This is a genomic window from Rhodococcus opacus (assembly GCF_012396235.1).
Taxonomy (GTDB): Bacteria; Actinomycetota; Actinomycetes; order Mycobacteriales; family Mycobacteriaceae; genus Rhodococcus_F; species Rhodococcus_F opacus.
Genome location: NZ_JAAXPA010000011.1, coordinates 204,443 through 218,629, shown reverse-complemented (window position 1 = coordinate 218,629; position 14,187 = coordinate 204,443). Strand labels below are relative to the sequence as shown.

The following is a 14,187-nucleotide window of genomic DNA, read 5'->3' as shown; positions in this document are numbered from 1 at the left end:
TGCAGACCGGGCGGTTGAACGAATGGCGGGCGACGTTGTTGGTGCGGGAAACAGCATGCCTGTCGGCTGCCGATCGGGGCATCGTGGACCGCCGGTTGTGCTCGGATCCAGCCATTCTCGACGGGGTCGGTGACCGCGGGCTGATCGCACGGGCGAAGGCGTTGGCGGTGGAACTCGACGCCGCGGCGGTCGTGGCCCGGCATCGCAAGGCGGTGTCGGAGCGGCGGGTCACGACACGCCCGGCGCCGGATTCGATGGCCTATCTGAGCGTGCTGATGCCGGTCGAGCAGGCCGTGTGTCTGCAGGCGACCCTGGGGCGGGATGCGGACAGTCTGATCGCGACCGGGGACAGTGGTGGCCGGACTCGCAATCAGCTGATGGTGGATCTGTTGTTCGACCGCGGCACCGGAGCGTCAGTGGCGTCGGGTGTCCCGGTGGCGGTGAATCTGGTGCTCTCGGACGAGACGTTGCTGGCCGGCGGGCACGAGGCCGCGCAGCTGCACGGGTTCGGGCCGATGCCGGCCGGTATCGCTCGGCAGCTGGTGGCCGACGCCGTCGATCGTGACACCGAGACGTCGCTACGGCGGGTGTACTCCTGTCCGCACTCGGGGGCGCTGACGGCGATGGAGTCGCAGTCCCGCACGTTCCCGAAGAGCCTGCGAAAGCTGATCGACCTGCGGGATCGGACGTGTCGTACGCCGTGGTGCGATGCACCGATCCGGCACCACGATCACATCCGCTCCCGCCGACAGCACGGGGCGACCACCGCGCGAAACGGGTCCGGGCTGTGCGAGGCCTGCAACTACGCGAAGGAAGCACCAGGCTGGACGGCCCGACCGGTGCACAACCCCGGCCGCACCCATCTCATCGACCTCGGCACCCCGACCGGACACCACTACCGGTCGGCGGCCCCACCGCTCCCCGCAACTGGACGACAGTCGGAGGTCGAAACTGTTGTGAGCACACACCTCCGCGCCTCCTGAACCACACCTTCCGAGGCGGAGGTGTAACGCCGCTGATGCAATGTGCGACTTGTCTGTTAACGCGTTGACACCTACTCGGGTGTTCGACACGGGCTACGAACGGATGGGGTAGACCATGGAACGTCGCGTTTCAGCACGCAAGGTCGCACATCGACGAAGGATCGCAGGCAATCTGATCGCGCCCGGCGCGTTGGGGCTGGCGGCGCTGCTCGCGACACCGTGGTCGAACCCGGGTTCACCGGCCACGACGGCGACAGCCTTGACGGCGGCGGCCTCGGATGCGTGTTACGACATGGTCAGTATCGCCGTTGCCGGCCGCGGTGACACCCCACGCGAGGGGAACCGGATGCTCGTGGCGCCCGACGGCACACGCCTTCCCGCGTCGTACTCCAGCGACTACAGCAGCCCCTGGATCGACGAGGTGGTGAATGCGCCGCAGCAATCCGTCGGCGGAGGGTCCTACGCCGCGGTTTACATCGAGTATCCGGCCAACATGAATTCGTACGAGGACGCCGTGAACGCCGGCGTCGACAACACCGAAACGGTGATGCGGTCGATCCACGCGTCGTGTCCGGACACGAAGTTCTCGATCGTCGGCTACAGCGAGGGCGCCGATGTGGCACGGCGGGTTGCGATGGAGGTCGGCAACCAGGACGGCCAGGACGGCTCGTACGACATTCTCGATCCCGCGTCCGTTGTCGGTGTCGTCATCCTGGCGGATGCCGGCCGCAACCTCGGGGGAGGGCCATTTCCCGGTTCGGAGAACGAATTCCGCAATCCCGACGGCTTCGACCTTGCGTACCAGTCGGGGCAGGCGGGCACGTCCGGGCGGGGAGCATTGCCGGGCACGTCGGGCAGCTTCGGTGCCCTGGACGGGAAGGTGGCATCGTTCTGCTCGGAAGGCGACCTGACCTGCTCCGCACCCGAGAACATTGCGCTACTGCAACTCGCGATCAACGTGGGACGGCAGTTGAACGTCGACTCTCTGCAGAAGGACGGGCTGACGCCGGCGACAGGACAGGATCTTGCGGTGGTGCTCGGGCAGCTCGCCCTCGCCGCGTTCGCGGACATTCAGTCGCAAGACAATTGGATGCAATCCGATGAGACGTTCCTCGACGTCCTGGTCAAGGTGTCGGATCCTGCGTACAAGCTCGATGCCGCTGCGGCGCAAACGGACACGTCAGCTGGTCCCATCTCGTCGAATCAAGCGGTCGACCTGGTCTACCTGCCCGCGAAAGTGCGGAACGAGATCATCGGGTTCATCGCGGACAACCAGAACACGATCCAGGTGGCGATGAGCGACCCGTATCAGCAGACGCTGGGGGAGGGGACGGGCCATCACTTCGACTACTGGCGTGATGCGAACGCCGCCGGCGGGAAACCGCTGACGTCCGCCCAGTACGCTGCGGCCTGGTTGACGCACCTGGCGCAGGAAGCGGAAAAGGGCGAAGCGCGAGCGGCCGCTGCGGAACCGTCGACCGCGAAGCTCGCCGCTGCGTCCACGAAGGAAACGGAAGCGTCACAGGTCGCCCCCACCACCGACAGCGCGAAAAAGGCTCAGTTGGCGAGCAACCCGGTCGGCACGACCACGACGACCAGCAGTTCGCCGACACCGACGACGACGGTCGCGACGACTACGTCACCGGAACCCACGACAGTCGTCGAGGTAGCCGCAGAACCTGCGACCTCGGCGCCTCAGGCCGTCGCGGAAACAGCGGAAATAGCGGACACATCCGTGGTGACCACTACCGCGGCGGAACCCACTGCGACCACGGTGTCGGAGTCACCGACGACCACCACGCCGGTCGTCACCACGACAACGGTTCCGCCGGCGGCCGGGTGACCCCTCCGTCAGTGCTGCTCGGCTTCGCGTGCAGCACGTTGGAGGCGGGTCCGGTAGCTCTGCCACCACGTCCGGTCTTCTGCGGGCACGTCGGTGTTGTCGGGCCGAAGTCCGACCGTCGCGTCGAGCGGGAGAGTCCGGATGGTGTCGTCCGCGTGCACCCATGCTGTGCGGTACTGCCCGACGATGTATTCGCGTGACTCGTCGGGGGTCGCCCACATGTCCATGTCTTCGGCGTCATCGGTCACACACGGTGGGAATTGGACGGATCGGCCGAACGTATTCGGACAGCCCGTCCAGCTTGGAGGTAGCGGTGAAGGTCCACCTTCGGATCTGTCAATGCCCTTCCTGATCGGTCAGGTCCTTGCCTTCGAGGGCCTTGACGCGACGCCGTTCGAGGAGCACGAGCCCCGTGCCGAGCACGAGGCAGAGGACGCAGGCGATCCCACCGATCAGCGCCCAGCCCTCGAATCCGTACCCGGCCGCGACCAGCGTCAATCCGAGCACGGCGATTCCTGCGGCGATGAGGATGTATCCCGGCCAGTTCCGGCTGTCGGTGATCGCCTCACCGGCGTGATTGCGCATGGTGTGGACATCGTCCTGCGGGTGGTGCTCGGAGTTCAACTCACGGCTGGGTCCGTTGTCCGGCTGATACGTCACTGCAGTCCTCCTGTGCTCGAGCGGTGATCTGAGTTTCATCAGTCGGTCTCGGTTTCGGCGTCGGCGGAGTCGTCCGCCAACTCGGGTGCGTTCTCTCTTGTCGCCATGCCGCCGTCCTTGCCGTGATCGGCGGGACCGGGACGGCCACCCTTGGGCTCGTCCGTCTCGCCGTGAGTGTCTTTGGTCATGATCACGCTCTCCTTCAGTGGCTGTGCCGACGGCGTTGTCGTACGGCGAGGTAGGCAACGACGAATGCGCTGACGAGTCCGGCCGCCACGGCATCGCGGGGTTGCTGCCGGATCCTGTCGAGTTCGTGACGTGCGCCGGCTTTCGCGCGTGCGGGCACGTCCACCTTGCGGTGTAGCGCATCCACAGTGGATGCGAGTGCGGCTCGCTGTTCGGCGACGGAAGGTTCCGGTTGCGGCTGTGGGTCGGTCATCGAAGACCTTCCTTCACGGTGTCGACGTCGGCGCGAACGCTGTCGGCCATCTGCTCGGGCACGGGCGGCAGCGCGTTCTTGGCGCGGCGGGCTCCGACCGCCGCGACGACACTGCCCACGATGATCAGCACGGCGGCCACGATCAACGCGGCCAGCCACGGATCGAGTGTCGTCGCCAGTCCCAGAATGGCGGTGGCGACGAGGGCCCCGAATCCGTACAGCAGCAGCAGCACGCCTACTCCGGAGACACCTGCTCCGATCCCGAAGCGCGTTCCTTTGTCTTTCACTTCGGTGAGGGCGTGGGTCATCTCGGTTCGTACGAGTCCCGCTACCTGATCGGTGAGTCGTTCGACGAGTTGGACCGTCGACAGCTCGTCGAGATCGTGTGCAGCGCCGGGCGGTTGGACCCGCGCGGAATCGGCGCGATGGATATCGGTCATGTCCGTGCTCCTTCCTCGTCTCCGCTCCGCCTACCCGGGAGCGTTCCGGGCGAAACAGAATGGTCTTCCGCCGTGCTCACCGGTCTGCGGAGTCGCCGTCGGTCGAGCGATGCCGCGACTGCAGGATCGCAGCGAATCCCCACAGTCCGCAGAACATGGCGAAGGCCACCGCGGCGGCGAGGGCTCCGACGAGGGGCGAGATCACGAAGCTGAAGATCAACGCCACCACACCGATCAGCGCCAGCGCGAGGGTGGCGATGCCGCAGATCGCGAGGCGATGCGAGGCAAAGACGAGATCCGGGAGCGCGTGCCGGCGGAAGAGCATGCGGTGCAGGCCGGCAGGGGCCACCAGAAGCATGGTCGACGTCACCGACAGTGCGACGGTCGCCAGATAGATGGCGACCTCGCTGTTCGAGAGGTCCTCGAAACGCTGCTGGAACGGCAACGTCAACAGGAAGCCGGTGAGCAGTTGCACGCCGGTCTGCACGACACGCAGTTCCTGCAGAAGGCCACTCCAGTTCCGGTCGAGCCGTTGAGTCTCGGTCTCGTGCCGGGCGCGGAAGTTCCAGTTCGCATCGTCGCGATCCAGTCCTCGACTGTCCATCCCTCTGGAGTACCCCATCACCGGCGGTGAGGGCACTATTTCGCGGGGAATACGGGGAGAGAGCCACAGAACCGGGTCTGCCCATCGTGCGATGGGCAGACCCGGTTCCGGAGTACGGGCCGACTAGCGTCGCCCGGCCGTGCTTCGTCCGGTGACGAGCCTGACCAGGAACAGGAGTATCACCGCGCCGAGTAGGCAGGTGAAGAAACTGAACCAGAGACCGCCGCCTTCGACGTCGGTGCCGAAGAGGCTGAGGATGAAGCCGCCGAGGAGGCCGCCGATGATTCCGACGACGATGTTGAGGATGATTCCCATCTGAGCGTCGGTCTTCATGATCTTGCTGCCGATCCACCCGGCGAGGCCGCCGATGATGATCCAGCCCAGAATTCCCAGTCCTAGCACGTATCAGTCCTTTCGGGGGGGAGTGGTGACCGGCGCCGGCCGATTCCACTCGGAGAAGAGACGCTCGGTGCGGGCCGATCGTGATCCGGCCCGCACCGTCTCACTGTTCGGCGCGCTGGCGTGCTTCCTGCGCTTCGGCCTTGCCTCGGGCCTTCTCCGCTTCGGCTTCCTTTGCGGCGGCCTCGCGTTGGGCGGCCGCCTTGTCCTGCTGCGCCTTGCCCTCGCGGGTGAGATCGTCCTGACCGGACACCGCACCCGCGGCTTCCTTCGCTTTACCCTTGACGTCTTCGACGACGCCCTTCACGGCCTCGGCCGGACCGCTGTTGTTCTCAGCCATGTTCGTCACCTTTCGGTTGTGGACGGGAGATTCGGCAGTACTCACCGCGCTTGCGCGGCTGCCTGCTTCTCGGAGTGCGCGCCGTTGTTGGACAGGCTGCCCCCGGAGTTCTCGAGGTGGGCGCGGACGAACCACTGGAACTTCTCGAGTTCGCCGGTCTGCCCGATGAGAAGATCTTCGGTGATCGGGTCGAGATCGCCCGTCTCGGAGATCGCCTTGCGGTTGTCTTCGACGACACCGCTGTAGACCAGGTCGAGGGCTCCGAGGTGCGCCTGCGCCGTATCGCGCTTCACCGAGTAGTCGTCCCAGGTGCGGTCGCGGGCGATGGCGGCCGGGGTTCCGTCGGGCGACTTCCCCAGCGCGGCGATGCGTTCGGCGACGGCGTCCGCGTAGCCGCGCACCAGTTCGACCTGCGGGTCGATCATCTCGTGCACGCCGATGAAATTCGGACCCACCACATTCCAGTGAATGTGCTTGAGCGTCAGATGCAGATCGTTGTAAGCGCTGAGCCGTTTCTGAAGTATGTCGGCGACTCGCGCGCCTTGATCGTCGGAAAGACCTGGCACGGTGAACTTCGACATTCTCGGTCCTCTCTTTCGCTACATACCTGCCTGCGGAACTTCGAGGCTTCGGTGCCCCCGTCGGTTGCTCGAGAGGCGGGGCGCCGGTTGAACTCACCGCGTACCCGTGGTGAGCAGTCTCGAATCACCAGCACCTGCCTCGCCGCAACCCGCGCTCGCGTCGACCAACGTTTCTGATTCGACTGCTGAAGTTCCGACCACTCGACCGTACTACAAAATCTATGTCGGGCAAATCAGATCTTCTGCGGTGTTCGGAGAGGATGCGCTGGGCCCGGCAGATCTCGATTGTGCAAAGGCTCCGCCCGAATCGCCCCGTACCCGCAAGAGAGGCATTATTTTCGGTCTGATTCGACCAGGGGTCGACCGTGCATACGCCGAGGAGGAGCAATGCTCAACGTGGCTCTGCTTGTGGTTCTGCTCGTTGCGAGTCTGTGGGGCGGAGCTGCCCTCCACGGCCTGGCCGATCGAAGGGCGGAACGATGAGCGCCGGGTACACACTGCCTGCCGGGCGGTCGGAGGCACTGCGCACGGGCACGGTGCGCTGGTTCAACGCCGAACAGGGCTTCGGTTTCCTCGCTCCGGCCGACGGATCCGACGACATCTTCGTGCACGCCTCCGAAATCGCCGGCGACGGTCACCGCATTCTCGAGGAAGGGCAGCGCGTCAGCTTCACCGTCTGCCGCACCGAGACCGGCAACCAGGCGCGCGACGTCCGGGTCGCCTGAGCCCTCCGAATCGAGTCCGTCGAACCGGCAAGTCGGGACGCATTTCGGCCCAGCTCGCACTTTCGTTCGCCGACGGGTTGAGGGTCGCGGCAGCTGGGTACGCTGCCGAGAGTCGCAGAAACCGACGACACAGACGTGGAGTGCAGATGGCCGAGGTCGACGAGGTTAGACGAATGAAAACGAGATCCGGTGTGCCCGTGGAACTTCGTGTGGCGGCGGAGTTCGAACAGTTGCCTGTGGTGCGCGCCGTCGCGGAAACTCTCGCCGTGCTGGGAGACTTCACGCTCGACGACGTGGCCGATATCAAACTTGCCGTGGACGAAGTGTGTTCGGAACTGATCGCGGCTGCGCCGGGAAGCGCCGAACTGACATGTTCGTTCGCCGTCACGGAGACGGGGTTGCACGTGACGATCAGTGCACCCCTCACCCGAGGCGGAGTGCCCAACCGGGAGAGCTTCGGCTGGCACGTGCTCGAGACGTTGATGAATGCGGTTTCGGTATCGGCGGGACCCGTCGGCAACGGGTCCGTCGAACGGACCGTGGCGGTGGAACTGGTCAAATACCGGGGCACCATCTAGTGTCTCCGGTTTCGGAACGCGGCGAAGGGCACCGTCCCGGCAGAGACGACTACAAGGACGTGGCGCCCGCGGTTGCGCGCCTGCGAGCCTTGGACGCGTCGTCCGGGGACGCGTCCGTCCTGCGCGACGAAGTCATCACACGGTGCCTTCCCCTCGCCGATCACATCGCCCGCCGATTCGGTGGGCGCGGCGAGGCGCACGAGGATCTGCTGCAGGTCGCCCGGCTCGGGCTGGTCAAGGCCGTCGACCGCTTCGATCCGGACCGCGGCTTCGACTTCGTGTCCTACGCGGTGCCCACGATCATGGGGGAGGTTCGCCGGTACTTCCGTGACACCGGCTGGTCGATGCGAGTGCCCCGGCGCATGCAGGAACTCCACGCATTGATCACCAAGGCCGTCGACGAGCTGTCGCAGGAACTGGGACGGTCGCCCTCGGCCAGTGAGATCGCCGCCGAACTCGAACTCGACGTCCGGGAAGTGTCCGAGGGCCTGCTCGCGAAGAATGCCTACCAAACCTTGTCGATGGATGCGGCCATGGGTGATGATCCCGACGACCTTCCCCTCGCCGAGACTCTCGGTGAGGAGGACCCGGAGCTCGCGAACGTGGAAAGTCACGCCGCCGTGCGGCCGGCGTTGGAGAAACTTCCGCCGCTCGAACGCCGTGTGCTGATGTTGCGGTTCTTCGGATCGATGACCCAGACGGAGATCGCCCAGCGCGTGGGCGTCTCGCAGATGCAGGTCTCGAGGATCCTGGCGCGCACCCTGTCCGGGCTGCGGGAGCAGTTGGGCGGCGGCTGACCACGCGTCACCCACCCAAACCCGCGACAGTCGATTCGAGCGACGCGGCGTGGAACTCCAGATCGCTCTGCGAGCAGTCGCGGTCTTTCGGGAGCTGCTCGCGCAACTCGTCCCGGGTCACGATGACCAGGGACTGATGCTCGTCGCCCAGCTCACCCGAATCGACGATGGTGGGGGCGCCGCTCTGCAGGATCAGGGCGGGATCCGGCAGTGGCGAATCGAGAAGTGTCTGCAGGTGGGTCGCGGTCACGTGGGTGTTCATAGTGCCCGGCATACCCGGACATACCGCGTTCGAACCCCGCCGGTTGATGCTGCCGCGAGTCGGGCACCCGGCAGTCGTCGTCGCACGAAGGGAGAGAAGGCTGCTGCACATCACCGCGCTCCGGCGCCTGCGCTCGTGGGCGTACGGCGATTCCGATCAGCCGGCGATGCTCGGCGACCGCATCCTGGCGGTCGCGGTGGGCGCCGGAACCGGTGGACGGCCCGATCGTTGGGCCGAACGGTCGGCGCAGGTGCGGGTGCAACTGGACGACGCCCTGGACGCCGTGGCCTGGACGGCGGAGAGCGCGCGCGCCAACGTGCGACGCGCCGCCGGTCCGGTCGCCGCCGGAAGGAGGTGGGGACAGGCGGTCGTTTCGTGGAGGCTCTGGCAGAGGTGATCCGATCCGAAGTCGCCTTCGCCGACAGCCGCGACGCTCACGTCGCCGCCTGCCGGACGGCGGAGGAACGGCTCGGCCACCTCGAGGATGCGGTGTCCTACCACAGCGGTCTGACCCGGGGTTCGTCGATGAGCGCCGGAAGCATCCTCCGGCCGTCCGCTGCAGCGCTGAGCTTGCTGACCGGGGAATCTCCCGGCTCGCCGTCCGGGACGGCATCGGTGGACGAGGACGGTCCCGGGGTCGAGTAAAGTCTTCTCGACGGTAGAGACAACTGCTGCGTTCGTTCAGTGGGTGTCCTGTCGGTTACACCCGGAATTTGAGGTGTATCCGAGAATGGCCGAGACTGTGGGTGAGCACCCTGAGTCGATGTCCCCCGATCTCGACAGCGCGACGATCGCTGCCCAATTGGGCTCCTTGGCAACCGCGTTGGACGAGTTCAATCGCAATTCCGGGTCGCAGGTGGAGATGAGCCTGCTACTGCAGCGGGTCTGCGAACAGGTGGTGGACGCGATCGCCGACGCCGACATGGCCGGGATATCGCTGCTGCGCGACGGGCGGGTAGTGACCGTCGCGTACACGGACGAGGCGATCCGTGAGATCGACATCGAGAACTTCCAGGCCATCGACGGCGACTACTTCGGTGTCGCAGGAACACGGAAGGTCGTCAAGGCCCGGCTCGGGGAGGCCGCGGCCCGGTGGCCGTCGGTCGCGGACAATCTCGACCAGGCCGGTATGCGCAGCTTCCTGTCCGCGCCGCTCGCCGTCGACGAGGCCCTCGCCGGCACCCTCAACATCTACGGGCAGGGGGATCACGGGTTCAGCGAACTCGACGCGGTGGTGCTGCTCGTCTACACGACGGCGATCGAGGGTTTGCTGAGAAGCGCCCGCAGCGTGGAGCTGGCCCGGAACGAAGTCTCGGGCCTCACGAGGGCCATGAAGTCCCGCGCGGTCATCGAGCAGGCCAAGGGCATCGTGATGGCGCTGCGGGGCGTTTCCGCGGACCAGGCGTTCGAGATCCTCGTCGCGCAGTCGCAGCAGGAACACATCAAGTTGGCGGAGGTGGCGCGTCGCATCGTCGAATCGGTGACGACGAATCCCGAGTGAGGTCACGACATCACCCACTCATGGAGGTCGCGGTCGTACTCGATCAGACCGCCGGCTTCGAACGCGTTCAGCCAGCCCCGCATCGGCCACCGCCCCCAGCGGCGGTGGAAGGTGCGGGCGTTGGCGAGGATGTCGCGCAGGTGCTCGACGGGCGGATCGGACACCGGATGATGCTGGTGGAACGAGTCGGCTCCGCCCACCCATCTCAGACCGACGCCCGCGGCGCGGGCGGTCTGCGCGAAGTCGGTGTCCTCCCCGCCGTAGCCGGAGTAGTCGGTGCAGAACCCGCCGACATGCTGCCAGGTCGCGCAGCCGACCGCGAAGGACAGCGACCAGAACAGATCGAAATCGGTTCCCGCCGTCACGGACCCGTTCGGCGGCGCGGGGCGCGCGGGGTGCGGGGATCGCATCTGGTCGAGCCCGTCGAGGTCGTATCCTCCGGGACCGGGCGGCGGAAGGTACGTCACGGGGCCGCACAGCAGGGCCGACCGATTGCCCGGTTGCTCGGCCGCCGACACGTAGCGGCCCAGAAGCTCCTCGGAGGCCATGCAGTCCACGTCCAGGAACACCAGCAGATCGGCGCCGCCGGCGAGTGCGGCCGCCGCGCCGATGTTGCGTGCGGCCGCCAGTGGCAGTGGTCCCTCGTCATGGTCCAACCAGATTCCCCGCGCGTGTCCATGTTCGGAGACGGCGTCCATCGTCCGCGGGTCACCCATCGCGACGACGACGTGGTCGTCGCAGGCGCGCCGGCTCCGCCCGAGGGAACGCAGCTGCATCCGCAGGTGACGGTCCCGGTGCGCGGCGATCGTCACGACCGCGACCCTCATGTCACCGATTCCGCCCGTTTCGCGAGACTGTCGATGACTGCCGCTGCGCGGGTGGCGGCGCCCGCGGTCTGCCAGCGCACCCAGCGTTCGCCGCCGAGGGCGAGTGCCCGGTCGAGGAGGGCCGGCCACCGGTTCAGCTCCGGCCAGTGCGGTACCGTCACGGCCAGTCCTCCGCGGGCGAGTGCGTCCGCTGTGGCCTCCTGTTCGCCGAACGGCCGCGGCTGGGCGATGACGATCGCAGGGCGGCGCGCGGCGGCGATCTCGGCGACGGAGTTCTGGCCGGCATCGGAGACGACGACATCGGCACCGCACAGCTCCGGCCACGGGTCGTTCACCCACGGTGCCCCGGGAACCCCGAGCGCCTGCCATCGGTATCCGCGGTGACGGTGTGCACATCGACGGACGTCGGCGAGCGTCGCCGCGGTGCCCCCGGCACCGCTGAGAACGAGTATCCGCGGGCGGGCCGAGTCGGGGCCGCCGGCGGGTGCGCGGCCGTCGAACCGGCTGATTCCTCCGACGAAGGTGGTTTTGTGCGCGAATTCCCGCAACCACTCCGGGTCGTACATTGCCTGCGGCCATGCGGCGACGATGTGGTCGGCCAGCCGGTAGCCGAGGTGATGGGCTGGATCTGTGCGTTCGCCGGGCATCGCGATCACCACCACGGGCACGCCCAGCAACCGAACGAACGCCGCCACCTCCACCGATACGTCGACGACGAGCAGGCTGGGGTGGGTCTCGTCGACCCACGACGCTATGCGGGACATGCGAGTCCGCAGCCCGACGTCGTGCACGGGTGCCCAGTGCAGAGCATCGTCGGCGGTGGGGTTCTCGGGGGAGGAACCACGGTCGTCGCGCGCCAGGGAGACGCTGTCGGCGAACGGGGCGCCGGGAGCGATCGGCGCCGAGGACAGCGCGGTGACGGGCGTGTCCAGAGCCGCACAGATACTCGACGCGCGCATCCGATGCCCAGACCCGTGGTGATGGATGTAGTAGCCGATCACGACGCCTCCCGCCGCTCGCCGTCGGCGCGGACACGGTTCGCCGCGAGCCGACGGTAGATGCTCACGTAGGCATCCACCATGCGGCGTTCGGAGCAGTGCGCCCGGGCGTGCGCTCGCACCGACCCACGTGGCAGCGCGATGACCCGCGGTATCGCGTCGGCGAGGGCATCGACGTCGTCGGGCGGGACGAGGCGACCACAGTCGGCGGACACCACCTCGGGGATACCGCCGCGCGCGAACGCGGCGACAGGTGTGCCGCAGGCGAGCGCCTCGGCCACCACCAGCCCGTAGGGTTCGTCCCACAGTGGAGTGATCACGGCCGCCGCCGCACGACCGATCGCTGTCGCCAACTCGGGCTGGGTGAGGTGCCCCAGATAGGTCACGTCGGCACCCAGCAGGGGTGCGATCGTGCTCTCGAAATAGGCCGGATCGCTGATGGGTCCCGCGAGATGGATCGCGAAGCCCGCGCGGCGCGCCGCCGCGACCGCGACGTGCGCACCCTTCTCGGGTACCAGTCGGCCGAACCAGATGAGGTCCGTGCCGCCGGCCCCTTCGGGCCAGCCATCGACGTCGACACCGTTCGGCACGACATCGATACGCTCGACGGTGTGACTCCACGCTGCCGCGGTGTGCCTGCTCACGGCCACGAAATGTGCGTCAGTGCCGGCCCGGACGGCGAGAGCTGATTCGAGCCACGGAGTGGGCGGTGTGTGCAAGGTCGACAGCACCGGTATCGGAACCGCGGGGGCCATGGCTACGGGAAGGTAATGCAGGCTGTGGTTGTGCACCACGTCGAACGACCCCGCCAGCGGCCCGGCGAGATCGAGCATCAACCGCAGGTACGCATGGTGCTCCCGCAGGAAGTCCATCGGTGGCATGGACACGTCCCGCTGGGCGGCGACACTCGTCGCCAAGGTCTCCACCGTCAGGTGCGCGCAACCGAGGCCCGGATCGGATCCTGGTCCGGCGAAGAGACTGACCCGATGCCCGTCGGCGCACAGGCGTCGCGCCAGATGCCAGACGTGCGATTCGAGGCCGCCGGGGAACGGTTGCCGGATGGGGTGCCGACTCGAGGCGATCAGGGCGATGCGGAGCGCATCGCCGTTCACGGCAGTGCACGCCACGACAGCGCTCTTTCGTACAGGTCGTGGTGTGCACGCGCGAGGAGGCGCCGCTGTGTTGCGCGCGCGTCCCACGTCGCCCGGGCCGTCTCGGACCCGTACAGGGTGCGGATGGCTCGATCGAGCGAGGTCGCGTCGAAGGATTCCTCGTCGAATCCGTAAGTGGCGCAGTCCTGTTGCTGCGAGTAGAAGCCGCACGTCGGCGCAGCCACCGCGGTGCCGAGGTCGTGGCACGCCTCGAGCCATCCGGAGTGGGTGCCGAAGCGGTACGGCAGCACCGAGATCGACAGCGACGACAGATAGTCCCACAACTGGTCGTCGGAGAAATACGGGTGGACACGCACCTCGACGCAGTCGGCATCTCGGTACTGCAGTAGTCGCGCCGCCGCGTCCGGCGCGTACCAGTAATTGCCCGGTTCGAAGATCTCGTCATGGACGTCGATCTGCAGACGCGCTCCAGGTAGCCCGGAGACGGTCCGGGCCAGGGTGTCCAGTACCGGGAACGGATCCATGTTCGCGCGAAGGCTCTTGACGTGGACGCCGACCACGAACTCGTCCGAGTCCGGGCGGGGACGCTCGATCAGAGGCCGCTCCACGACGTGCGGGTGGTCGAGAACGGTCGCGATGCGGGCCCAGTTCGCGTCGACAACCGCGGCCGCGCCGTCGGTGAGGGTGACCAGTTCGGTGGCGGCAGGCACCAGTACGTCCAAGATCTCGAGGTGCGGCTCGGGGTCCGGGTGGTGCGGATTGCGGAGGTCGTGCACCGTGTACACCAGCGGCTTTCCGCGGACGGACAGTTCGTGGACGATGTCTTTCATCTCGGCCGGATCGATGGCGTCGAACCCGAAATGAATATGGAACACGTCGAAGTCGCGATGGTGGCGGCTGATCCATCCCGGATCCAGCATGAGCGGCGGCCACCATCCGCCGGGGACCTTGCGACCGTCCGCCGGGACCGGATCGGGGAGACGCACGACGTCGCCGCCTCCGTCCGGGTCGGCCAGATGACGAACGTAGACGTGTGACTCCGGGACGGAGGCAACGCGAATCATGGGTACTCCTTCGGCCTCTGCCGAGATACGACGG

22 protein-coding genes are annotated in these 14,187 nt (G+C 67.1%); 8 read left to right on the top strand and 14 right to left on the bottom strand.

The genetic code is table 11. The features are described 5' to 3' along the window. Both HGB39_RS17540 and HGB39_RS17535 read left to right on the top strand, forming a co-directional pair. The coding region (locus tag HGB39_RS17540) for an HNH endonuclease (RefSeq protein WP_168442934.1) at positions 1-983 on the top strand (983 nt) is incomplete at its 5' end. A gap of 115 nt (positions 984-1,098) precedes the next feature. Further along, on the top strand, positions 1,099-2,826 hold the full coding sequence (locus tag HGB39_RS17535; protein ID WP_005570733.1) for a cutinase family protein: 1,728 nt from the start codon (positions 1,099-1,101) through the stop codon (positions 2,824-2,826). Between the two features lie 8 nt (positions 2,827-2,834). On the opposite strand, the gene HGB39_RS38785 is transcribed toward HGB39_RS17535, so the two are convergent. From HGB39_RS38785 to HGB39_RS17490, 9 genes are all read right to left on the bottom strand, one after another. Next, a complete protein-coding gene (locus HGB39_RS38785; protein ID WP_005570734.1) occupies positions 2,835-3,074 on the bottom strand; it encodes a DUF664 domain-containing protein in 240 nt (79 codons plus the stop codon). A gap of 88 nt (positions 3,075-3,162) precedes the next feature. Then, complete coding sequence (locus HGB39_RS17525; protein ID WP_005570736.1) at positions 3,163-3,486, bottom strand: hypothetical protein; 324 nt, start codon at positions 3,484-3,486, stop codon at positions 3,163-3,165. 38 nt (positions 3,487-3,524) lie between these two features. Further along, positions 3,525-3,674, bottom strand: a complete 150-nt coding sequence (locus tag HGB39_RS17520) for a hypothetical protein (protein WP_005257254.1) — start codon at positions 3,672-3,674, stop codon at positions 3,525-3,527. A 14-nt stretch (positions 3,675-3,688) separates the two neighbouring features. After that, positions 3,689-3,925 (bottom strand): DUF3618 domain-containing protein, encoded by a 237-nt coding sequence (locus HGB39_RS17515; protein ID WP_005570740.1) that lies wholly within the window; start codon positions 3,923-3,925, stop codon positions 3,689-3,691. After that, the gene (locus tag HGB39_RS17510) at positions 3,922-4,365 is read right to left on the bottom strand and encodes a phage holin family protein (protein WP_005570742.1); all 444 of its coding nucleotides are present in this window, start codon (positions 4,363-4,365) and stop codon (positions 3,922-3,924) included. The genes HGB39_RS17515 and HGB39_RS17510 overlap by 4 nt, the downstream gene beginning before the upstream one ends. A gap of 76 nt (positions 4,366-4,441) precedes the next feature. Next, positions 4,442-4,969: a DUF6328 family protein gene (locus tag HGB39_RS17505; protein WP_005570744.1), complete on the bottom strand. Its 528-nt coding sequence runs from the start codon at positions 4,967-4,969 to the stop codon at positions 4,442-4,444. A 123-nt stretch (positions 4,970-5,092) separates the two neighbouring features. Further along, the gene (locus HGB39_RS17500) at positions 5,093-5,371 is read right to left on the bottom strand and encodes a GlsB/YeaQ/YmgE family stress response membrane protein (protein ID WP_005570745.1); all 279 of its coding nucleotides are present in this window, start codon (positions 5,369-5,371) and stop codon (positions 5,093-5,095) included. Between the two features lie 100 nt (positions 5,372-5,471). Continuing rightward, entirely contained in the window at positions 5,472-5,708 is a 237-nt protein-coding gene (gene mbp1 / locus HGB39_RS17495; RefSeq protein WP_005570747.1) for a microaggregate-binding protein 1, read from the bottom strand. 41 nt (positions 5,709-5,749) lie between these two features. Next, a complete protein-coding gene (locus HGB39_RS17490; RefSeq protein ID WP_005257247.1) occupies positions 5,750-6,289 on the bottom strand; it encodes a Dps family protein in 540 nt (179 codons plus the stop codon). A 479-nt stretch (positions 6,290-6,768) separates the two neighbouring features. Between HGB39_RS17490 and HGB39_RS17485 the strand changes: the two genes are divergently transcribed. The 3 genes from HGB39_RS17485 to HGB39_RS17475 all read left to right on the top strand — a co-directional run bounded on the left by HGB39_RS17485 (position 6,769) and on the right by HGB39_RS17475 (position 8,389). Next, entirely contained in the window at positions 6,769-7,014 is a 246-nt protein-coding gene (locus HGB39_RS17485) for a cold-shock protein (RefSeq protein WP_005570751.1), read from the top strand. 146 nt (positions 7,015-7,160) lie between these two features. Beyond that, complete coding sequence (locus HGB39_RS17480) at positions 7,161-7,592, top strand: ATP-binding protein (protein ID WP_037203841.1); 432 nt, start codon at positions 7,161-7,163, stop codon at positions 7,590-7,592. Further along, entirely contained in the window at positions 7,592-8,389 is a 798-nt protein-coding gene (locus tag HGB39_RS17475; RefSeq protein WP_005570755.1) for a SigB/SigF/SigG family RNA polymerase sigma factor, read from the top strand. Before HGB39_RS17480 ends, HGB39_RS17475 begins: the two co-directional genes overlap by 1 nt. Positions 8,390-8,396: 7 nt before the next feature. Here the strand turns inward: HGB39_RS17475 and HGB39_RS17470 are convergent, their stop codons facing one another. Continuing rightward, positions 8,397-8,651, bottom strand: a complete 255-nt coding sequence (locus tag HGB39_RS17470; protein WP_007298937.1) for a hypothetical protein — start codon at positions 8,649-8,651, stop codon at positions 8,397-8,399. A 1-nt stretch (position 8,652) separates the two neighbouring features. Here HGB39_RS17470 and HGB39_RS38780 point away from each other — a divergent pair, with 1 nt between their 5' ends. The 3 genes from HGB39_RS38780 to HGB39_RS17460 all read left to right on the top strand — a co-directional run bounded on the left by HGB39_RS38780 (position 8,653) and on the right by HGB39_RS17460 (position 10,152). Further along, positions 8,653-9,048 carry a hypothetical protein gene (locus tag HGB39_RS38780; RefSeq protein ID WP_240960775.1) on the top strand — a complete coding sequence of 132 codons (396 nt, stop codon included), beginning with the start codon at positions 8,653-8,655 and terminating at the stop codon, positions 9,046-9,048. Then, a complete protein-coding gene (locus HGB39_RS38775) occupies positions 9,045-9,296 on the top strand; it encodes a hypothetical protein (protein WP_005570758.1) in 252 nt (83 codons plus the stop codon). The genes HGB39_RS38780 and HGB39_RS38775 overlap by 4 nt, the downstream gene beginning before the upstream one ends. Positions 9,297-9,381: 85 nt before the next feature. Then, complete coding sequence (locus HGB39_RS17460) at positions 9,382-10,152, top strand: GAF and ANTAR domain-containing protein (protein ID WP_005257216.1); 771 nt, start codon at positions 9,382-9,384, stop codon at positions 10,150-10,152. Positions 10,153-10,154: 2 nt separating this feature from the next. On the opposite strand, the gene HGB39_RS17455 is transcribed toward HGB39_RS17460, so the two are convergent. The 4 genes from HGB39_RS17455 to HGB39_RS17440 are packed head-to-tail and all read right to left on the bottom strand — an operon-like array spanning position 10,155 to position 14,153. Then, entirely contained in the window at positions 10,155-10,979 is an 825-nt protein-coding gene (locus HGB39_RS17455; RefSeq protein ID WP_005570759.1) for a glycosyltransferase family 2 protein, read from the bottom strand. After that, on the bottom strand, positions 10,976-11,980 hold the full coding sequence (locus tag HGB39_RS17450) for a glycosyltransferase (RefSeq protein WP_005570760.1): 1,005 nt from the start codon (positions 11,978-11,980) through the stop codon (positions 10,976-10,978). Before HGB39_RS17450 ends, HGB39_RS17455 begins: the two co-directional genes overlap by 4 nt. Next, positions 11,977-13,104: a glycosyltransferase gene (locus HGB39_RS17445; protein ID WP_005570761.1), complete on the bottom strand. Its 1,128-nt coding sequence runs from the start codon at positions 13,102-13,104 to the stop codon at positions 11,977-11,979. The genes HGB39_RS17450 and HGB39_RS17445 overlap by 4 nt, the downstream gene beginning before the upstream one ends. Next, a complete protein-coding gene (locus HGB39_RS17440) occupies positions 13,086-14,153 on the bottom strand; it encodes a glycosyltransferase family protein (protein ID WP_005570763.1) in 1,068 nt (355 codons plus the stop codon). Before HGB39_RS17440 ends, HGB39_RS17445 begins: the two co-directional genes overlap by 19 nt. Between the last annotated feature and the right edge of the window lie 34 nt (positions 14,154-14,187).